Source organism: Streptomyces rubellomurinus (genome assembly GCF_000961885.1).
In the GTDB taxonomy this organism is placed as follows: Bacteria; Actinomycetota; Actinomycetes; order Streptomycetales; family Streptomycetaceae; genus Kitasatospora; species Kitasatospora rubellomurina.
Window position 1 is genome coordinate 1 of the sequence record NZ_JZKH01000015.1, and the last position, 19,486, is coordinate 19,486.

The 19,486-nt window shown below is 72.4% G+C and carries 15 protein-coding genes and 1 riboswitch; of the genes, 5 read left to right on the forward strand and 10 right to left on the reverse strand.

Going from position 1 to position 19,486, the window contains the following annotated elements:
- The 3 genes from VM95_RS10005 to VM95_RS10015 all read right to left on the reverse strand — a co-directional run.
- Positions 1-1,939, reverse strand: a 1,939-nt coding sequence (locus tag VM95_RS10005; RefSeq protein ID WP_045694295.1) for a type I polyketide synthase, incomplete at its 3' end; no start/stop codon positions are given.
- Between the two features lie 297 nt (positions 1,940-2,236).
- On the reverse strand, positions 2,237-3,001 hold the full coding sequence (locus VM95_RS10010; RefSeq protein ID WP_045694297.1) for a thioesterase II family protein: 765 nt from the start codon (positions 2,999-3,001) through the stop codon (positions 2,237-2,239).
- Between the two features lie 33 nt (positions 3,002-3,034).
- On the reverse strand, positions 3,035-4,540 hold the full coding sequence (locus VM95_RS10015) for a DHA2 family efflux MFS transporter permease subunit (protein WP_107072909.1): 1,506 nt from the start codon (positions 4,538-4,540) through the stop codon (positions 3,035-3,037).
- Positions 4,541-5,484: 944 nt separating this feature from the next.
- Here VM95_RS10015 and VM95_RS10020 point away from each other — a divergent pair.
- Positions 5,485-6,117: an RNA polymerase sigma factor gene (locus tag VM95_RS10020; protein ID WP_244178703.1), complete on the forward strand. Its 633-nt coding sequence runs from the start codon at positions 5,485-5,487 to the stop codon at positions 6,115-6,117.
- Between the two features lie 43 nt (positions 6,118-6,160).
- Here the strand turns inward: VM95_RS10020 and VM95_RS10025 are convergent, their stop codons facing one another.
- Complete coding sequence (locus tag VM95_RS10025; RefSeq protein ID WP_157882029.1) at positions 6,161-6,427, reverse strand: hypothetical protein; 267 nt, start codon at positions 6,425-6,427, stop codon at positions 6,161-6,163.
- Between the two features lie 159 nt (positions 6,428-6,586).
- On the reverse strand, positions 6,587-7,240 hold the full coding sequence (locus tag VM95_RS10030) for a DUF7691 family protein (RefSeq protein WP_045694418.1): 654 nt from the start codon (positions 7,238-7,240) through the stop codon (positions 6,587-6,589).
- Positions 7,241-7,455: 215 nt separating this feature from the next.
- Here VM95_RS10030 and VM95_RS10035 point away from each other — a divergent pair, with 215 nt between their 5' ends.
- Both VM95_RS10035 and VM95_RS10040 read left to right on the forward strand, forming a co-directional pair.
- Positions 7,456-8,901 (forward strand): alkaline phosphatase family protein, encoded by a 1,446-nt coding sequence (locus tag VM95_RS10035; RefSeq protein WP_157882030.1) that lies wholly within the window; start codon positions 7,456-7,458, stop codon positions 8,899-8,901.
- Between the two features lie 33 nt (positions 8,902-8,934).
- Positions 8,935-9,567: a hypothetical protein gene (locus VM95_RS10040; protein WP_045694306.1), complete on the forward strand. Its 633-nt coding sequence runs from the start codon at positions 8,935-8,937 to the stop codon at positions 9,565-9,567.
- On the opposite strand, the gene VM95_RS10045 is transcribed toward VM95_RS10040, so the two are convergent.
- The gene (locus tag VM95_RS10045; protein ID WP_157882031.1) at positions 9,483-11,120 is read right to left on the reverse strand and encodes a multicopper oxidase family protein; all 1,638 of its coding nucleotides are present in this window, start codon (positions 11,118-11,120) and stop codon (positions 9,483-9,485) included. The genes VM95_RS10040 and VM95_RS10045 overlap by 85 nt on opposite strands.
- Before the next feature lie 306 nt (positions 11,121-11,426).
- Between VM95_RS10045 and VM95_RS10050 the strand changes: the two genes are divergently transcribed.
- Both VM95_RS10050 and VM95_RS10055 read left to right on the forward strand, forming a co-directional pair.
- A complete protein-coding gene (locus VM95_RS10050; RefSeq protein ID WP_045694310.1) occupies positions 11,427-12,878 on the forward strand; it encodes an amino acid permease in 1,452 nt (483 codons plus the stop codon).
- A 158-nt stretch (positions 12,879-13,036) separates the two neighbouring features.
- On the forward strand, positions 13,037-14,308 hold the full coding sequence (locus VM95_RS10055) for a threonine/serine exporter family protein (RefSeq protein WP_052707256.1): 1,272 nt from the start codon (positions 13,037-13,039) through the stop codon (positions 14,306-14,308).
- A 1-nt stretch (position 14,309) separates the two neighbouring features.
- Here the strand turns inward: VM95_RS10055 and VM95_RS10060 are convergent, their stop codons facing one another.
- The 4 genes from VM95_RS10060 to VM95_RS10075 form a co-directional block, all read right to left on the reverse strand.
- Positions 14,310-15,023 (reverse strand): IclR family transcriptional regulator, encoded by a 714-nt coding sequence (locus tag VM95_RS10060; protein WP_045694312.1) that lies wholly within the window; start codon positions 15,021-15,023, stop codon positions 14,310-14,312.
- A 200-nt stretch (positions 15,024-15,223) separates the two neighbouring features.
- Positions 15,224-15,366: riboswitch (SAM riboswitch) on the reverse strand.
- A 140-nt stretch (positions 15,367-15,506) separates the two neighbouring features.
- Positions 15,507-16,628, reverse strand: coding sequence for an NHL repeat-containing protein (locus VM95_RS10065; RefSeq protein WP_045694315.1), 1,122 nt, complete (start codon positions 16,626-16,628; stop codon positions 15,507-15,509).
- Between the two features lie 248 nt (positions 16,629-16,876).
- Positions 16,877-18,256: a phenylacetate--CoA ligase family protein gene (locus VM95_RS10070; RefSeq protein WP_045694318.1), complete on the reverse strand. Its 1,380-nt coding sequence runs from the start codon at positions 18,254-18,256 to the stop codon at positions 16,877-16,879.
- Positions 18,257-18,308: 52 nt separating this feature from the next.
- Positions 18,309-19,232 (reverse strand): aldo/keto reductase, encoded by a 924-nt coding sequence (locus tag VM95_RS10075; RefSeq protein WP_244178708.1) that lies wholly within the window; start codon positions 19,230-19,232, stop codon positions 18,309-18,311.
- Positions 19,233-19,486 lie beyond the last annotated feature (254 nt).

The window sequence follows — 19,486 nt, forward strand, 5'->3', positions numbered from 1 at the left end:
CGAACAGCGCCGGCTGGACCACGTCCACCCGCTCGAACGACGGCGCACCCGCCTTGCCGCGCAGCACGTCCTCCAAGTTCCAGTCCACGAACTCGGCCAGCGCCTCGCCGCACGCGGCGATCTCCGCCGCGAACACCGGCGAGGAGTCCAGCAGTTCGACGGCCATGCCGACCCACTGCGCCCCCTGGCCCGGGAACACGAACACCGGCTTGACGGCCGGGCCGCCGACCTGGCCCTCCAGCACGTTCGCGGCCGGCTCCGCCGAGCTGAGGTCGCTGAGCCCGGTGAGCAGGGCGCCCCGGTCGGCGGCCACGACGACCGCGCGGTGGTCGAGTTGGGCGCGCATGGTGGCGCGGGTGAAGCCGATGTCGAGGTGGTCGAGCTCGGGGCGGGCGATCATGTGGGCCCGCAGCCGGTCGGCCTGCTCGCGCAGCGCGGCCTCGCTGCGCGCCGAGAGCGGGACGAGCACCGGCGTCCGCACGCCGCCCGCCGGCACCGCACCGCAGTCGGCGCCGCCGTCGACAGAGGCCTCGGCCGGCTCCACGGCCGGGGCCTCTTCCAGGATCACGTGCGCATTGGTGCCGCTGACCCCGAACGAGGACACCCCGGCGCGGCGCGGCCGCCCCTCGACGACGGGCCAGTCCCGGGCCTCGGTCAGCAGGGCGACCTCGCCCGACGCCCAGTCGACGTGCGGGGACGGCGCGTCCACGTGCAGGGTGGGCGGCAGCGTCTCGTTGCGCAGCGCCATCACCATCTTGATCACGCCCGCGACCCCGGCGGCGGCCTGGGTGTGGCCGAAGTTCGACTTGATCGAGCCGAGCCACAGCGGCCCGTTCTCGCGGTTCTGGCCGTAGGTGGCGAGCAGCGCCTCGGCCTCGATCGGGTCGCCGAGCGGCGTTCCCGTCCCGTGGCCCTCGACGGCGTCGACGTCGGCGGTGGTCAGCCCGGCGCTGGCCAGCGCCTGCCGGATCACCCGCTCCTGCGACGGGCCGTTCGGCGCGGTGAGGCCGTTGCTGGCGCCGTCCTGGTTGACGGCGCTGCCGCGCACCAGGCCGAGGATCCGGCGTCCGTTGCGGCGCGCGTCGGACAGCCGCTCCAGCACGAGCAGGCCCATGCCCTCGGCCCAGCCGACGCCGTCGGCGGCGGCCGCGTACGCCTTGCAGCGCCCGTCCGGGGAGAGGGCGCGCTGGCGGCTGAACTCCACGAAGGCGCTGGGCCGGGCGAGGGTGGTGGCGCCGCCGACCACGGCGAGCGAGCACTCGCGGTTGCGCAGGGCCTTGCCGGCCAGGTCGATCGCGACGAGGGAGGAGGAGCAGACGGTGTCGACGGTGACGGCGGGGCCCTCGAAGCCGAAGGTGTAGCTGATCCGGCCGGAGGCGACGCTGGGCGAGGAGGCGATGGAGAGGTAGCCCTCGATCTCCGGGCGGCGGTCGCTCTGGCCGGCGACGAACTGGTAGTCGGAGAACATGAGGCCGCAGAAGACGCCGGTGTCGCTGCCCTTGAGGGTCAGCGGGTCGATGCCCGCGTCCTCGAAGGCCTCCCAGGCGCCCTCCAGGAGCAGGCGCTGCTGCGGGTCCATGGCCAGGGCCTCGCGCGGCGAGATGCCGAAGAAGTCGGCGTCGAAGTCGGCCATGCCGGGGAGGAAGCCGCCGTGCCGGGTGTAGGCGGTGCCGGGGTGGTCCGGGTCCGGGTCGTAGAGGTTGTCCAGGTCCCAGCCGCGGTCGCCGGGGAACTCGGAGATTCCCATCCGGCCCTCGGAGACCAGCGACCACAGGTCCTCGGGCGAGGCCACGCCGCCGGGGAAGCGGCAGCTCATGCCGACGATCGCCAGGGGCTCGGCCGCGCGGTCGAGCAGCTGTTGGTTCTGCCGCCGCAGGCGCTCGGTCTCCTTCAGCGACTTGCGCAGGGCTCCGACGACGTCGGGCTTCTCGAGGGCCATGCTGTTTCCCCCACCTTCGGACTCATGCCGTCGACCTTGTGGTCGATTGGTAGATCCGACGGTGGGCTGTCCAGATACAGCCAATCTCGAAGATTTTCCGACGCCAGGTGTAGCCGTCCCGAACTCCGGGCAGTCTGACTGTTTGTCATGTCCCCAGAGAAGGGGAATCCTCCCCTCCGCTACGGCGCCGCGGACCCGGCCGTCCGGATCCGCGGACGCGAAGGGCCCGCGTCCCCCCTCCGACCGGACGGGGGCACGGGCCCTCTCGACGCTTCAGCTCGCCCCTGCGCCTCGCGCCTACGCCTTCGTGGAGAGCGCGTCCTCCACCGACCGGCGGACGGCGGCGGTCAGCCCGTCCCCGTTCCCCTCCGTGAAGAAGAAGTGGCCGCCCCGGTGGACGTCCAGGCTGAACTCCCCGGTGGTGGCCCGGCGCCAGCCGGCCGCCTCCTCCTCGGACACCTTGGGGTCGACGTCACCGATGTGGACGTGGATCGGCACCGCGACCCGCGCCTGCGGCGAGCTGCAGTACTTCTCGGCGATCCGGTAGTCCGCCTGCATCGGCGGCAGCACGATGTCGATGATCTCCTCGTCCTGCAGCAGCTCGCTCCCCATGCCGCCGAGCTCGACCATCTCCCGGAGGAAGTCGTCCCGGCTCTTGAGGTGGGTCTGCTCGTCCTTGCGCAGCGTCGGCGCGACCCGGCCGCAGGCGAACAGCGACAGCGGAGCCCGGCCCGCGGCCTCCAGCCGCTGGGCGACCTCGAAGCCCACCAGCGCGCCCATGCTGTTGCCGAGCAGGACGACCGGCAGGTCCGTCCAGCCGTCCAGCTGCTCGGCGATGTCGGCGGCCAGCTCCGCGATGCTGTCCCGGAACGGCTCGCGCCGCCGGTCCTGCCGCCCCGGGTACTGCACCCCGTAGACGTCGAACTCGCCGAAACCGCGCGCGAACTGGAAGTAGGAGTTCGCCGATCCGCCGGCGTGCGGAAAGCAGACCAGTGCGGCCTTCGGCTCGTCCGCCGAACTCAGCTTGCGAATCCAGAGGTTGAAAGCGTCTGCGTCGACCATTTCTCGTTCTCCCCGCTCAATTGCGTCTCGTGCTCATCCTGCCGCACCGCCTGACACGACGTCATCGGCCGTTTCCCGCGCGACGGCCGGCGCCTCGGGCGCCGCCGCCTTCTCCGGGAACTTGACGAACAGTACGCAGGCGAGCGCCCCCACCGCCAGGAAGGCGCTGGGCAGCAGGCTGGTCTCGCTCAGGGCCTTGGCGTACGGCTCGTGGAGGAAGTCCGGCACCGCGCTGGGGCTGCCCTCGAAGCTCTTCGCGTGGCCGCCGGCGCCCGGCAGGTGCGCCGCGATCCGGTCGACCAGGAGGGAGCCGACCACGGCGCTGCCGAGCACGGAGCCCATCTGCCGCATGGTGTTGTAGATGCCGGAGCCCGCACCGGCCTGGTGCACGGGCAGGTTGCGGGTGGCGGTGGCGGCGAGCGGGCCCCAGCACATGGCGTTGGCGATGCCGGTCACGCCGGCCACGGTGGAGAACACCCACAGCGGCGAGTCGGGCGTCATCAGCACGGCGAACACCGCGATCGCGACGGTGAAGACGGTGAAGCCCATGGTGGTGAAGATGCGCGGGTGGAGCTTGTCGGACATCTTGCCGACGAACGGCGCGGCGACGCCCGTCATGATCGCGAGCGGCGCGAAGACCAGCGCCGACTCCGCCGCGGTGAGCCCCCGCACGCCCTGCAGGTAGAAGTAGGCGGGCACGGTCCACGCGGTCACCGCGGCACCCATGCAGGCGATGCCGATGTTGGCGAGCGAGAAGTTGCGGTCACGGAACAGGGAGAGCAGCAGCAGCGGCTGGTTCCGGGTGCGCGCCTGCGTGAAGACGAACAGCGCGAGCACGGCCAGGCCGCCGCCGATCATCAGCCAGATGCCGGCGTCCCAGTCCTTGTTGTTGCCCTCCTGCAGGCCGTAGACGAGCAGGAACATGCCGGCGCAGGACAGCAGGATGCCGACCGGGTCGAACTTGTGGTCCTCGGTCGGCAGCGTCGGCACCAGCTTCCAGGCCAGCGCGAAGGCCACGATGCCGATCGGCACGTTGACCAGGAAGATCCACTCCCAGCCGACCGAGTCGACCAGCAGACCGCCGACGACCGGGCCGAGCAGCAGGAAGATGCCGGAGGACCCGCCCCACACGCCCATCGCGGCGCCGCGCTTGTCCGCCGGGAAGATCTTGGTGATCACGGCCATCGTCTGAGGTGTCATCAGCGCGGCGCCGAGACCCTGCACGGCGCGCGCGGCGATCAGCATGCCGATGCTGCCCGACACGCCGCACCACAGGGAGGAGAGCGTGAAGACCGCCAGGCCGATCAGGTACACGTTCTTGGCGCCGAAGCGGTCGCCGAGGCGCCCGGTGAACAGCAGCGGCGCCGCATAGGTGAGCAGGTAGGCACTGGTCACCCAGATGACCTGCGAGACGCTCGTGTCGAAGGATTCCGTGATCGCGGGGTTGGCGACCGCGACCACGCTCATGTCCAGGATGATCAGGGAGAACCCGGCGATCAGCGCGCCCAGCGCCGGCCAGGGGTTTCGTTCAACGATCACGGTTGCCTTCCCAACGGTACGGTTGCGACCTTCCGGGACCACCATGCCCGCCCCAACGAGCCGGTTGCGCCCCTTTTGCCGCAACCCAGATCCCACGAGACATCGTCTGGGTACACATGCAGCGACTTTCTGTCATGGATGTGGCGGATCTCACATCACCCCCGGTCAAGTGGGGAGCGGCCCGGCCGGCCGCCCGGCGGGCGGTTCGCCCCGCGCGCCCCCCGATGGTTCTTGACCGACCCTTTGACAAAGACATCTCAATTATCCGCACACCCCGGGACTCCGCACCGCGCCGACCAGCAAAGCTCTTTCGGCGAGCCGGAGTTACTCGCCGGTTCAGTTCGGCGAGGGCAAGCCGGTGCGCAAAGAATTCGCGGCAAAGCCGCCGACGATCCCCCTGACAAGCCGTCTCGCCCGACCAAACGAGAAAGCACGTCAACTAACCGTCGACCCACCGCGCCAGCCCCTCGGGAAATACGGAACATCACCGATCCGGAATACCCTCAGGCCCAGGTCACGGGCCTGTTCCCGGCCCGTACGACCGTCCGGTCCAGACCAACTCACGACCTGCCACATCCCGTTGATCAGAGGACCTTTGACGAGCACACCAAGTGTTCGACATACTCGACGAAGACTGGGGGGTCCACGGTTCAACCGGCGTCCTCGGGGTTCAGGGACGCGACAGGGCCCAAGGGCCCTACCCGGGGCTGACGGAAACGGCAATTGTCGGTGCTCGGCGATAAGGTCGGAATCGACGATGAGGGGGAATACGAAAAAGCCGTCGCGGATCCGTGAGGGGATCCGTTAATTCCACGTGACGGTCAGGGATGCTGCACCGCTTGACCCGGGCGCGGTGAGTGCGTTCGGCGGGACATCAGCGTCAGCCGCTGGGTCGACACCACACATGGACCAGCGGTGACGAGAAGCAGACAAACGGGGGATGTATGCGTACACCTACCCTGAACGAACTAGTTGACGATTGCATAGCCGGAAACCAGGACAGCTGGAGCCGGATCGTCGAGCGCTACACGCCGCTGATCTGGGCGATCGCCCGGGGGCACCGGCTCAGCACGGCCGACTGCGAGGACGTCAGCCAGACCACCTGGATGCGCGTCATCCAGCACCTGGGAAAGCTGCGCGATCCCGAGAAGCTGTCCCAGTGGATCGCGGTGTCGGCCCGTCGGGAGAGCCTGAAGCACATCGAGAAGTCCGGCCGCACCTCGCCGGTCGGCGACTCCCCGGTGTTCGACCAGTCCGAGCCCAGCGAGAACCACCCGGAGGAGATCGCGCTCGCCAAGGAGCGCGACAACGAGGTGCTGCTCGCGTACTGCGCGCTCTCGCCCAAGTGCCAGGCCCTGCTCGGGCTGCTGGTGACCGACCCGCCCATGTCCTACGACGAGATCAGCGCGACGCTGGGCATGCCGCGCGGCTCCCTCGGCCCGATCCGGTCGCGCTGCCTGGCCCACCTGGCCAAGCTCCTCCAGCGTGAGACCGAACGGTCCGAGCGGGCCAAGGAGTTGGCGGACACGATCACCCGCTCCGGGATGCGGACCTACGCCCTGGAGCTGCAGCGCTGACCGCGCGCGAAGGCGCCTCCCCCACCGGGAGCGGCACGGCCCCTCAGGCCTCGACCGCTCCGGTGGCCGGAGGCGCCTTCGGCGTCTCCACGGCGTCCCACTCGAGCGCGTCACCGTCGAACCCGTCCGCCGCGTCGCACGTGTCGTCCGCGCCGGCGGTCCCGACCCGGCCCTGCGCGAACATCGACGCGAACAGCGCCTTCGCGGCGTCGGCCACGCCGGCCGGGGGCGGCCCCACCGCGTCCGCGAGCCTGGCGAGGAGCGCCTCGTCGCCCGGTTCCGTCGACATCGCGTCGTCCGACTCGCTCACGCTCACCCCTCACGCTCCGTAACTAGTTCATTGCTCAACCATGAATGGCCAGAATATACCTGCAGGTGAAGGGATTCAACGCCCGCGGAACCGGGTACACCGCCCCAGCAGCCCGAACGGTTCGAGCCACCGCGGGAGCGCCCACCGGCCACCGGCCGGTCAGCCCACGATCGAGAAGAAGATCGTGTCCTGGCTGTACCAGTCGAGGTGCTCCGTCGCGTACTCCCAGTGCTCGGACTCGGACTCGAACATCTTGATCAGCTCCATCACGTCGTACCGCAGCCCCCGGTCCAGCCGGTCCAGCACGGCCCGGTACGCCGCGGCCGCCGGCCCGGCCTGGGCCAAGGGGAACATGCCGATGTGCGGACCGTCCACGGGGTGGGGGATCCGGAACGGGATCTCCGGCGGTGGCCCCGAGAACAGGTGGTCGTGGAACAGCAGCTCCTCGCTCACCCCCAGCTTGCGCAGCTCCTCGTCCAGACCGCTGAAGAAGGTCCCCGGCCGGGAGTAGACCCCGAGCTCGCTGGGGTCGGAGGCGTTGCGGTCGATGATGAGCTGCAGGGCGGCGTAGTACGCGCCGGCCGCGTACGACCCCTCCGAGTCCGCGTGGCCGGCCAGCAGGTGGTCGAGCGCCTCGGGGATCGACAGGCCCCAGTCGAGCTCCTGGTGGTCGAGGTCGGCCTGGCGCTGCCGCGCCTTCTCGTGCGCCCGGTCGAGGCGCCGCCGCTGGTCCGGCGTCAGCCGCCCGGCCGCGCCGAGGAAGGCCACGACGTCGGCCCGGTCCGCCGTGCTGTAGGTGATGATGCGACTCATGGCCGCCATGCTGCCAGCCCCGGCCGACACCCCGGCCGGGGAGGTGCACGCCCGGTCCGACGGAGGGTCGCCATCGGATCGTGGGCGTCCGATCCGCCGCTGTTCATGCCGTGGACACCTCACTTTGACGTTACTCGCCAGTACAAGCATCCTGCACGGTGGACAGTGTCCACTCGGCGGGGACGGCCCCCGCCGGTTCTCATTGAGGGAGCGTCATGGCACGGCTCACGATCGGGCGCTGGGGACGGCGCCTGATAACCGGGGTGGCGGTGATGACGGCCGCGGCCTCGCTGGCGCCGGCCTCCGCCTCGGCCCACGACAACGACGGCCACCGGTCCAAGACCCCCAGGATCGGCCACGTGTGGACGATCATCCTGGAGAACAAGTCCTACGAGGCGACCTTCACCGGGCTCAACCAGAACAGCTACCTGTGGAACACGCTCCCCCAGTACGGCGAGGTGCTGCGCCAGTACTACGGGACGGGCCACTACAGCCTGGACAACTACATCAGCCTCGTCTCCGGCCAGGCCCCGGCCCCGGACAACCAGGCCGACTGCCCGCAGTACACCGACGTCAGCCCGGGCACCCCGGCCGCCGACGGCCAGACCAACGCCACCAAGGGCTGCGTCTACCCGAACTCCGTCTACACCCTCTTCAACCAGCTGGACGACAAGAACCTCAGCTGGAAGGCGTACATGCAGGACATGGGCAGGACGCCCGGCCGCGAGGACGTCCACCGCTGCGGCATTCCCGGCGACCCGTCCGGCAAGGGCGTCCCGCAGCCCGGCGGCTCCACCGCCCAGGACCAGTACGTCGCCAAGCACAACCCCACGGCCTGGTTCCACGCGCTGATCGACGACCCGCAGGAGTGCGCCAACGTCGTCCCGCTGGACGGCCTCCCCGCCGAGGGCGACCACCCGGCCATGAGCAGCCTGGCCGACGACCTCAAGAGCGAGGACACCACCCCGGCGTTCTCCTGGATCACGCCCAACAACTGCTCCGACGCGCACGACGCGACCTGCAAGGGCGACAACGGCTCCGGCGACCCGAACAACCACCAGGGCGGCCTGTACGCCTCGGACCTGTTCCTGCAGCGGGTCGTCCCGCAGATCATGGCCTCACCCGCGTTCCAGCACGACGGCCTGATCCAGGTCGTCTTCGACGAGGCCTTCCCGCCCTACAAGATGTACGGCAACTCGGTCGCCGACTACACCGGCAACCAGGACCCGAAGCTCAACACCCCCACCGACACCGCCCAGTCGGTCGTCGCGTGCTGCAACGAGCTGCCCGGCCCGAACACCACCCAGCCCGGCTTCCAGGCCTTCGGCCAGGACACCACCCCGGGCGGCGGCATCACCGGCGCGGTCCTCATCTCCCGCTACATCAAGCCGGGTTCGGTCAGCGACCAGCCGTACAACCACTACTCCTGGCTGCGCAGCATGGAGGACCTGTACGGCATCGACCACGGCGGCACGGACGGCCACGGCCACCTCGGCTACGCGGCCGCGGACGGCCTGCGCCCGTTCGGCGGGGACGTCTACAACAACCCCGGCGGCAAGGCCCTCCCGCCGGCGCCGTTCGCCAGCACCGTCTACCCGGCCACGGCCCGGGCCGACGAGCCCCAGAACCCGGTCGTCAACCCGGCCCCGGCCAAGAAGTGACCGACCGGACCTCGTGAAGGACCCACTGCACCGATGAACGCCGCACGCACCGCGGCGCCCCGCCGGGCCGGCCTCCGCCGGCCCGGCTCCGGGCGCGCCCGCTCCGCCCTGCGCCCGGCGGCGCTCGCCTGCGCCGCCCTGGCCCTCGTCCTGACCGGCTGCACCGGGGAGTCCTCCCCCGAGCACAAGAACGCCGCCGACACCATCAAGGACCTCGGCGCCGTCCCGATCCCCACCCCGCCCCCGGCCCGCCCGACGCCCGTCGCCGACGAGCAGCACCTGCAGCTGGTCGCCATGGGCGACACCGTCCAGGCCAAGCTGCCCGAGGGCGGCGCGGTGGTCAGCGCCTCCGGCCCCACCCAGGGCGACACGGCCGAGCCGGACGCCTCCGGGAAGGTCCCGGAGCGCACCACCGGCACCATCACCGTCACCGTCCGGCAGGCCACCGCCCCGGTCACCATCAGCGCCGCGGACTTCTCCTCCCGCGACGACCAGGGCGCCGACATCCCGCTGACCGCCACCGGCCCGGCCACCGTCACCGCCGCCCCCGGCGGCACCGCGACCCTCACCCTCACCGGCACCTACCAGGCCGGCGCCGCCCAGCTCACCTGGCGCCACGACGGCAAGCCCGTCACCGTCTGGGATTTCACCATCGAACTCGACTGACCGGCCCCGGTCTCGACGTATTCGACCAGCTGCATCATCCCGAGGTCCTCGTGCTGGAGCTGGTGGCAGTGGGCGACGGTGCGGCCGGTGAAGTCCTCGTACTTCACCAGGAAGGTCACGCTGTCCCCCGGCGACCCGCCGGCCAGGCCGATGGTGTCCTGCCAGACCGGCGGGTCGAGCCGGACGCCGTTGCGGTGGGTGACGAGCACGTGGTTGGTGTGCAGGTGGAAGGGGTGGTTGAACTCCGGCCGGTCCTCGTCCGTGCGCACCGTCCACCGTTCGACGGTGCCGAGCGCCAGGGTGTGGTTGACGTGGTCGGGGTCGAACAGGCCGTAGGCGGGGTCGCGGGTGAGGTCCCCGCCCGGGTCGGCGGCGGGGGTCGGGTGGCTGCCGAGCATCCGGTAGGCGTTCGGGAACGGCTGGCCGAAGACGCCCGGGTCGACGTGGAAGACCACCTCGCGGTCCGCGCCCGGGTCGGTGAGGTCGTTCTCGTCGAGGTACGGCTTGCCCTGCGGCAGCGCCGCCGGCAGGTCCATCGGCGGGTCGACCGGGTCGCCCGCCACCTCGACGGTCATCAGCGGGCCGTCGACGCCGTCCGCCCGCAGCTCGTACGTCCCCGGCTCGCCGCCGCGCACCAGCACGTCGGCCCGGTTGCCCATCGCCAGGCCCAGGGTGTCCCGGGCGACGGGCGCGGCGAAGGTCACCCCGTCCTGGGCGATCTGGTACAGCTCCAACGGCCCCGGTTCCCCGTGCACCTGCAGCGAGAGCGCGGTGAACGCCGTCGCCGCGACCAGCCGCCACCGCTGCACCTCGCCGGGGCGCAGCGCGAGGACGGGGTTCAGGGCGCCGTTGACGGTGAGGACGGCCGGGACGGCGGCCAGTGACCCGCCGGTGGTGAAGTCGGGGACGGTGCCGTCCTTGAGCCGGAGTTCGTTGACGCAGACGACGAGGTCGGCGGCCGCCCGGATCTCGGGCACCTCGTCGACGTCGCCCTCGACGACGAGGACCCCGGCCATGCCGCCGACGAGCTGCGTGGCGGTGGCCCCGTGCAGGTGCGGGTGGTACCAGTAGGTGCCGGCGGGGTGCCCGGCCGGGATCTCGACGGTCGTCAGGTACTGCGGCTCGGGCGCGCCCTCGTCGGCCTCCTCGGCCGTGCGCGGCACGAACACCCGCTGCACGTTGTCGGCGTCGCCGGAGGGCGGGACGTGCATCCCGTGGGTGTGCAGGTTGAAGCTGTTGGCGTCGTGCGGCCGGTTGTGACCGCCGTCGTGCGGCGGGTTCGGCGGCAGTCCGTTGACCTGGGTGAGCCGCAGCACGTCCCCGCCGCGCACCCGCAGGGTCGGCCCGGGGATGCCCGCGTTGTACGTCCGGGTGGTGACCGTCCCGTACCCGGGGACGGCGACGTCCGCGAAGCGCACGTCGAGCACCGCCTCGGCGCCGAGCACCGCCGGCTGCGGGAAGTCGGCTCCCGCCGCGACCGTCGCGACCGCCCGTCCGGCCCCCGCGCGGCCAGTCACCCCGGCCGCGGCCGCCACGAGGGCCGCTCTGAGCACCGTCCGCCGACTGATTCCGTCATTTCGTCCCATAAGCGGACAATCTAGATCCCTGCCCCCGGCCGTCCGGGAAGCCGCGCCGCGGCCTCCCCCGGCCGACGGTGCGTCAGATCTGAGCTTTCCGTGCCCCTTTCACACCCGCTCTGAGCTGGCCTTTTGTGTTCGGTGAGCGAACAGTTATCGAAGCCTTGTTCCGATACTCGGGCGTAGAAGTTAGGTTGCACCGCAATGCGCGGGTCTGTCCCCCACCCTCCGGCGTGCGAGCCGAGGGTCACTCCGCGACGGAAAGGCACAGGACACCCTGAGATGAGTGCGGACACCACCAAGCAGGCGGCGCCCCCCACCCCCGGCTCCCAGCCGCCGGCCCCGATCGGGCACGGCGGCGACGGCCACCTGAAGGCCGGCCTCAAGAACCGCCACCTGTCGATGATCGCCATCGGCGGCGTGATCGGCGCCGGCCTCTTCGTCGGCTCCGGCGCGGGCATCGCCTCCACCGGCCCGGGCATCCTGCTCTCCTACGCGCTGGCCGGCGTGCTGGTCGTGCTGGTGATGCGGATGCTCGGCGAGATGGCGGCCGCCGACCCGCAGAGCGGATCGTTCTCGGCCTACGCGGACCGCGCGCTCGGCCGCTGGGCCGGGTTCACCATCGGCTGGCTGTACTGGTTCTTCTGGGTCGTGGTCCTCGCCGTCGAGGCGACGGCCGGCGCCAAGATCCTCAACCAGTGGGTGCCGGGCGTGCCGCAGTGGGCCTGGGCGCTGATCGTGATGGCGGCGCTCACCGCCACCAACCTGTTCTCGGTCGCCTCCTACGGCGAGTTCGAGTTCTGGTTCGCCGGCATCAAGGTGGTGGCGATCGCCGCGTTCCTGGTGATCGGCGGCCTCGCCGTCTTCGGCGCCCTGCCGGACACCGACGCGGTCGGCCTCAGCAACCTCACCGGCCACGGCGGCTTCCTGCCGAACGGCGTCGGCGCGGTCTTCACCGGCATGCTCACCGTCGTGTTCGCCTTCATGGGCAGCGAGATCGTCACCCTCGCCGCGGGCGAGTCGGAGGACCCGGAGAAGGCGGTCAGCAAGGCCACCAACAGCGTCATCTGGCGCATCGGCGTCTTCTACCTGGGCTCGATCCTGCTCGTGGTCACCCTGCTGCCCTGGGACTCCGCCGAGGTCAAGGCCAGCCCGTACGTCGCCGTCCTCAACCACGTCGGCATCCCGCACGCCGGCCAGGTGATGGACGTGATCGTGCTGACCGCCGTGCTGTCCTGCCTCAACTCCGGCATGTACACCGCCTCCCGGATGGCGTTCTCGCTCGGCCAGCGCGGCGACGCCCCGAAGGCCTTCGCGACGGTGAACTCCCGCGGCGTCCCGCAGGTCGCCATCCTGTCCTCGGTGGTCTTCGGCTTCGTCGCCGTCTTCTTCAACTACACCTCCCCGGACACCGTCTTCTCCTTCCTGCTCAACTCCTCCGGCGCCGTCGCCCTGTTCGTCTGGCTGGTGATCTGCTTCTCCCAGCTGCGCATGCGCAAGATCATCGAGCGCGAGACGCCCGAGCGGCTGACCGTCCGGATGTGGCTGTACCCGTACCTGACCTGGGTCGCCATCGGCATGATCGGCTTCGTCATCGCCTACATGTTCACGGACGAGGACGGCCGCAAGCAGATGTACCTCTCGCTGGTCGCCGCCGCCATCGTCCTCGGCGCCGCCGTCCTCGTCGGCCGCCGCCGCCGGGCCGCCGCCGAAGCGGCCCTGCCGAAGGCCTGACCCCTCGCCCCACCCCGCTGGAACGCCGGGCCCGGCAGCCACCCCCACGGCTGCCGGGCCCGGCCCGTTCCACCGCCCCGGCCGGGCTCGGCGGGGCGGGAAACGAACAGACCGGGGCAGATTCGGACCGAACCGGGCGGGGTGGGACGATACCTGCCATGTCCAGCACGTCTCCCCCGGTCACGTCGCCCCCGGTCGGGGGCACCGCCGCCGCCCCGCCCGACCCGCTCCGCCGCCTGCTGCTCGACCTGGGCGACGCCCTGCTCGGCGGCGGCCTGCCCGTCCACGACGTCGAGGAGGAGCTCCGCGCGCTCGGGCAGGCCCTGGGCGCTCCGGAGGTGCGGGTCGCCGCCCTGACCAACGGGCTGTTCGTCGCCCTGGACGCCGACGAGGCCACCCGGTTCCAGCCGGTAGGCGCCGCGCTAAGGTTCGAGCAGACCGCCGACGTCCTGCACCTGGTGCACCGGCTGCGCACGGGCGAGCTCGACGGCCCCCGGGCGCTCGCCGAGCTGGACGCGATCCGGCGGGCGCCGGCCCGCTGGCCCGCCTGGGTGGCCGACCTCGGGGCGCTGCCGGTCGGCGTGGGCGTCTGCCTGTTCCTGCAGCCGGCGGCCGCGAACGTGCTCGCCGCCGGGGCCGGCTCGCTGATCGTCGTGGGGCTGACCGTGCTCGCACGGCGCCTGCCGTACCTGCGGCCGCTGCTGCCCGTCACGGCGGGCTTCCTGGTCGCACTGCTCGTGCTCTCCCTCGCGCGGGCCTCGCTGCTGGACGGGCCGCTGCGGACGATCGTCGCCACGCTGGCGATCCTGCTGCCCGGCGGGCTGCTGGTCACCGGGCTGTCGGAGATCGCGGCCGGCGCGGCCAGCGCCGGGACGGCCCGGCTGGTGTCCGGCGCGGTGCAGCTCGCGCTGTTCCTCGCCGGGGTGGCCGCCGCCGCGACGGCGATCGGCATGCCGGCCAGCGCCCTGGCCAACGTCCGGGTCGCCGAGCCGAGTTGGTGGGTGATCGGACTCGGGCTGGCGATCGCGGTGGCCGGCGTCGTGATCAACGTCAACACCCCGCCCCCGGCCATCCCGTGGATCGCCGCGGTGATCGCGGTCAGCGTCACCGTCCAGGTGGTGGTCGGCTCGGTGCACGGCGCGGCGATCGGCGGCCTGGCCGGCGCGGTCTCCGCGGCGGTCGCCGCCACCCTGGTGCACTGGCTGCCCGGCGGCCCGCTCTGGCAGGTGCTCTACCTCCCGGCGTTCTGGATCGTCGTCCCCGGCTCCTTCGGCCTGCTGAACACCGCGCAGATCGAGGTCGGCAACGGCGCGCAGTCCGTCCTGGCGGCGGTGTCGGCGGTGTTCGGGGTGTCGATCGGCACCCTGATCGGCTCGGTGGTCAGCCGCATCCCCCGCCCCTCCCTCGCCGTGCTCCGGCCGCGCACCTGAGCTACGCCTGCCGCAGCGCCTCGCCGAGGCGGGCGGCCGCCTCGACGACGGCCTGGGACAGGTGCGCGCCCGGGTGCCGGCTGAGCCGTTCGATCGGGCCGGAGACGGAGACGGCGGCCACCACGCGGTTGGAGGGGCCGCGCACCGGCGCGGACACCGAGGCGACCCCGGGCTCGCGCTCGCCGAGGGACTGCGCCCAGCCGCGCCGCCGGACGCCGCTCAGCGCGGTGGCGGTGAACCGGGCGCCCTGCAGGCCGCGGTGCAGGCGCTCGGGCTCCTCCCAGGCCAGCAGGACCTGGGCGGCCGAGCCGGCCTTCATCGGTAGCGTGACGCCGACCGGGACGGTGTCCCGCAGACCGGACAGCCGCTCGGCGGCGGCCACGCAGATCCGCACCTCGCCCTGCCGCCGGTACAGCTGGGCGCTCTCGCCGGTGACGTCGCGCAGCTGGGTCAGCACCGGCCCGGCGGCCGCCAGCAGGCGGTCCTCGCCGGCGGCCGCCGAGAGCTCCGTGAGCCGCGGGCCGAGGATGAACCGGCCCTGCAGGTCCCGGCCGACCAGCCGGTGGCGCTCCAGCGCGACGGCGAGCCGGTGCACGGTGGGCCGGGCCAGGCCGGTGGCGCCGACCAACCCGGCCAGCGTGGCGGGCCCGGCCTCCAGGGTGGTGAGGATCGAGGTGACCTTGTCGAGCACGCCAACGCCGCTCGTGTTCTCCATGGACGGGTACTCCAGTCTCAGAACCCGTGAGCGACCGGGTGGGTGCTGCTCACGGGGGCTCCGCGCGGGGAGCGTGGGGGTGGTCAGCGAGGACGGGCCGGAGAAGTCGGCCGGTCGCCTGCGCCGGGCACGAGACGGGTACGCGGAAGCGCCGGGGCGGGAAGCGCCCGGGCGAAGGACAGCACAGGAAGCACCGTGTCTCCTCATCTTTCCCGCGCCACGTTGGCGACAGGCCGGAGTTGGCACTGATCCCGGACGCCGCGGCGCGCACGTCGCGCGCCGAGTCGAACGGGGAGTTGCCGGGGCTTCGTCGGGCCGGTCCCTCCACCCCTCTGGATGATTCGCGGAGAACCCTACAAGACACCCCCGGCCCGCCACCAAACCTCCCCTTCCCCCACCCCCTGGAGAACGGCGGCCGGAGAACGGCGGTGCACCGGCCGCCGCAGCGGCCGGTGCACCCGGTCCCCGTGTACCGACCGGCGGTCAGTGCAGCACGTCGAGCGCGTTGTCCGCGTCGTTGACGAAGTAGACGGCGTCCCGGTCGAGGTCCAGCGCGAGACCGAACAGCGCCCCCGAACCGGGCGGGCTGCCCTCGTTGTTGATCTGCTTGACGGCCACCTGCTCCCCGGCCGGCGTGGTCTCGACGATGTTGCCGTCCCCGCCGTTGACCGTCAGGACGTCACCCCGGGGCGTGATCGCCATCCCCAGCGGGCCGTTGAGGCTGCCGCCCGTGGTGACGAGCTGCCCGGTGCCGGCGCTGTCCGTCCGGAAGATCGCGTTCGGAATGGCGGTGATCCGGCTCAGCACGGTGTCGGCGACGAAGAGCGAGCCGTCGTGGCCGAGGCCGACGCCGGTCGGGCCGACCACCAGCGCCGCCGGGTCCGTCCGCTCCGGGAAGCCGGAGCCGATCACGGTGGTGGCCACCCGCTGCGGCGGCTCGTCGCCCGCGTCGCACAGGGTGATCCGCAGGACGGTGCCCTGGTCGACCTGCTGGCCGTTGCCCGCGACCGTCCCGTTGAGCACGTTGGTCACGAACAGCTCGCTGCGCTTGCCGATGCTGATCGCGGTCATGTCCCAGGGCCCGTTGATGCCGTCCCCGACGAGGGTCTCGCGCACCGTGCCGTGCTTGTCGAGCACCAGCAGGCAGCCGGCCTGGGCGGTGGCGGACGTGCCGTCCGTGGTGGGCAGGCTGCCGACCACGACCCAGCCGCCGGGCAGCACGGTCAGCGCCGTGGTGAGGCCGACCCCGCCGGGGCAGGGGCCGGGCAGGTTGTTCGGGTCGATCGTGGCGAAGGTCGTCCGGGTGCCGCCCGGGGTGATCTGCACCAGCGTGGTGCCGGTGCCCTGCGCGTTGGCCGAGTTGTTGAAGTTGCTGATCAGGACGTTGCCCCGGTGCAGGTCACCGACGCTCTCCCGGATGGTGAACGTGCCGTACGGGTTCACGTCGCCGTTCCCGGGGACGGTGGACGCGACGGGTGACACGGTGTGCAACCGGTCGAGGAACGCCGACGGGTCGGCGGCGGCCCCGGCGGGGGTCGCACCGGCGGCCAGGCCGACGGTCAGCACCGCCGTCGCCAGCGCGCTCGAACAGGCCCGAAGTCTCATGTGTACTGCCTTCTGGAGGGCGGGCCGGACGGCCGGAGCCCGGCGTCCGACCCGCGCGAGTACTCGGATCGCCCCCCGGGCCTGTCGGACAAGCCCCGGCCGCCACGCTAGGCACCCGCCGCCGCGGCCCGCCCGGCGACGTGCGCCGAATGCCGGGCACCCGGGTGACGACCCACCCTCCCTCAGGCCCCGCCCGCCGTCAGGCCCTGCCTCCGTCAGGCCACGCCCTCCCTCGGACCACGCCTCCGTCAGGCCGGTGCCGCCGTGCGGCGGTCCACCACCCGGGCCGTCTTCCAGCTCACCGGACCCGCCCCGCCGGCGCTCTCGGCCATCGGCCCGTGAACGACCGCCACCGGCACGCCGAGGGCGGCCGACGCCTCCTCCACGGTGCGGTCGACCGCGGCCCGGGGCGGCTCGAAGCCGGGCGGCAGCACGAGGGTGATCCCGTCCGTGTCGGCCCCGGCGGGCCGGTCGATGACGATCCGGTAGTCGGTGTGGCCGCGCAGGTGGCGCAGCAGCAGGTCCTCGACCTCGTACGTGGTCACGGCGGTGCCGTTGACCAGCACCGGGTCGCCCGCCCGGCCGAGCACGTCGAGCCGGTCCGCCGGGATCGCCGCGCCCGGCGCCGCCGGGTGGACGCGCACCAGGTCGCCGGTCCGGTAGCGCAGCAGCGGCTTGGCGCCCTGGTAGAGGTGGGTGACCACGAGCTCGCCGCACCGCACCCCGGCCGCGTCGGCCTCGGCCGGCCGCAGCGTGACCGGGTCCAGGACCTCGTAGTGGTTGATCAGCGGGGTGAGGTACAGGCCGCCGTCACCGGCGCCGGCGCCCAGGACGGACGCCTCCTGCGACCCGTACAGCACGTTGTGGGCCTCGGCGCCCCAGAGGTGGCCGATGTTGTCCAGCAGCGCGGGCGGCGCGACCTCGCCGGTGAGCATCAGGACCTTCACCGGGAAGTCGCGGCGCGGGTCCGTGCCCGCTTCGAGGGCGGCGGCCGCCAGCGAGAGCGCCATGCTCGGCGTGCAGATCAGCCCGGTGATCCCCAGCTTGCGCATCACCCGCAGCGCGCGGTCGAAGCCGACCAGCGGGGAGAGCGGCCACAGCTTCGTCACCGCGATGCCCAGGTTGCGGCACACCTCGCCGAAGGTGTCGCCGTTGGCGTGCAGGTCGTTCGGGCCGCTGATCCCGACGACCTGGTCCGCGCCGAACCGGCGCAGAATCGTTTCGCTGTGGAAGGTCAGCGCCATGTTGGTGTGCAGGCTGTCGACGTTGCCGCGCGGCGCGGGCGTGGAGGCGCCGGTGGTCCCGGTCGTCTCGTAGTACACCCAGGCCTCGGACAGCGGCCGGGAGAGCACGTCGAGCTGGTGCGTGCGCAGGTCGTCCTTGGTGGTGAAGGGGATCCGGGCCAGCGTCTCCGGGTTCAGCGACGTGATGGCGTCCGGATCGATCCCGCCCAGGCGGGCGCGGTACATCGGCGACCGCTCGCGGACGTAGGCGACGGTCCGGCGGAAGCCCTCCAGCTGATGGCGGCCCAGCCGCTCCTCGCTCCAGCCGCCGGAGACGAACTCGGCGTACCGCGCGTGCAGGGCCGTGGCGAGCTCGGCGAGTTCGGGATGGAAAACGGTGTACACGGGGTGGTTCCCTCTCTGGTCGACGGCCCGTCGGGCGCGTCGTGCGGTCCGGTCAGCGGAGCATCTGCGCCCGGCACCGGTCGAGGCGGAAGCCGGCCACGGCCTCGGCGGGCGAGAGCTCCTCGATCCGCCGCAACTCGTCCGAGGACAGCGACAAGTGGACGGCGCGGGCGTTCTCCTCGACGTGCTCCGGCCGCTCGGCCCCGGGGATCGGCACCACGTCGGCGCCGCGGGCCTGGACCCAGGCGAGGGCCAACTGGTTGACGGTGGCGCCGCATTCGCGGGCGAGGTCGCGCAGCGCCGCGACCAGCAGCAGGTTGCGGTCGAAGTTCTGCTCGGCGAACCGCGGGTTGCGCCGCCGGTCGTCGTCGGCGGCGAGGTCGTCGAGCGTCCGGAAGCCGTCCGAGAGGATGCCCCGGGCCAGCGGCGAGAACGCGACGATGCCGATCCCCAGCTCCCGGCAGGTCGGCGCCACCTCGGCCTCCAACTCCCGGCTCCACAGGCTCCATTCGCTCTGCACGGCGGACACCGGGTGCACCGCGTGCGCCCGCCGGATCTCCTCCGGGCTCGCCTCGGACAGCCCGACGTGGCGGACCTTGCCCTCCGCGACCAGCCCGGCGAGGGCCAGCATCGTCTCCTCCAGCGGCGTGGCCGGATCGATCCGGTGCACGTAGTAGAGGTCGATGTGGTCGACGCCGAGGCGGCGCAGGGACTGCTCGCAGCTGCGCCGGACGTAGTCCGCCCGCCCGTTCACGGAGCGCTCGTTCGGGTCGTCGGTGCGGACGATGCCGAACTTGGTCGACAGCACGACCCGGTCGCGCCGGCCCCGGACGGCCCGCCCGACCAACTCCTCGTTGCGGCCCCGGCCGTAGATGTCGGCGGTGTCCAGCATGGTCACGCCGAGGTCCAGCGCGCGGTGGACGGTGCGCAGCGCCCGGCGCTCGTCGACCGGCCCGCGGAACTCGCTCAGGCCCATGCAGCCCAGCCCCTGGGCCGGCGCGGCCAGCGTGCCGAGCGCCCGGGCGGGTAACACCCGCCGCTCGGCCTCGGCACCGCCGACGGCTGCGCCCGGGCCCCCCGCACCGAGCACGAGCCGCGCGTCCGGCGACGCGGGTCTCAGTGGCGTTCCGACTTCCGATCGAGACATGCGGATCCCCTCCCACTCCGGGCCCGATCTGGGCTCACGCAAGTGAAACGGTGATTTCTCGAACGCGCGTTCAGGACTCGCCG

Excerpts from the sequence above, each read along its gene's own strand:
- VM95_RS10010 (WP_045694297.1), bottom strand. The coding sequence starts at position 3,001 with ATGGTCGACGCAGACGCTTTCAACCTCTGGATTCGCAAGCTGAGTTCG.
- VM95_RS10020 (WP_244178703.1), top strand. The coding sequence starts at position 5,485 with ATGCGTACACCTACCCTGAACGAACTAGTTGACGATTGCATAGCCGGA.
- VM95_RS10030 (WP_045694418.1), bottom strand. The coding sequence starts at position 7,240 with ATGAGTCGCATCATCACCTACAGCACGGCGGACCGGGCCGACGTCGTG.
- VM95_RS10035 (WP_157882030.1), top strand. The coding sequence starts at position 7,456 with ATGGCACGGCTCACGATCGGGCGCTGGGGACGGCGCCTGATAACCGGG.
- VM95_RS10040 (WP_045694306.1), top strand. The coding sequence starts at position 8,935 with ATGAACGCCGCACGCACCGCGGCGCCCCGCCGGGCCGGCCTCCGCCGG.
- VM95_RS10050 (WP_045694310.1), top strand. The coding sequence starts at position 11,427 with ATGAGTGCGGACACCACCAAGCAGGCGGCGCCCCCCACCCCCGGCTCC.
- VM95_RS10055 (WP_052707256.1), top strand. The coding sequence starts at position 13,037 with ATGTCCAGCACGTCTCCCCCGGTCACGTCGCCCCCGGTCGGGGGCACC.
- VM95_RS10060 (WP_045694312.1), bottom strand. The coding sequence starts at position 15,023 with ATGGAGAACACGAGCGGCGTTGGCGTGCTCGACAAGGTCACCTCGATC.
- VM95_RS10065 (WP_045694315.1), bottom strand. The coding sequence starts at position 16,628 with ATGAGACTTCGGGCCTGTTCGAGCGCGCTGGCGACGGCGGTGCTGACC.
- VM95_RS10075 (WP_244178708.1), bottom strand. The coding sequence starts at position 19,232 with ATGGGCCTGAGCGAGTTCCGCGGGCCGGTCGACGAGCGCCGGGCGCTG.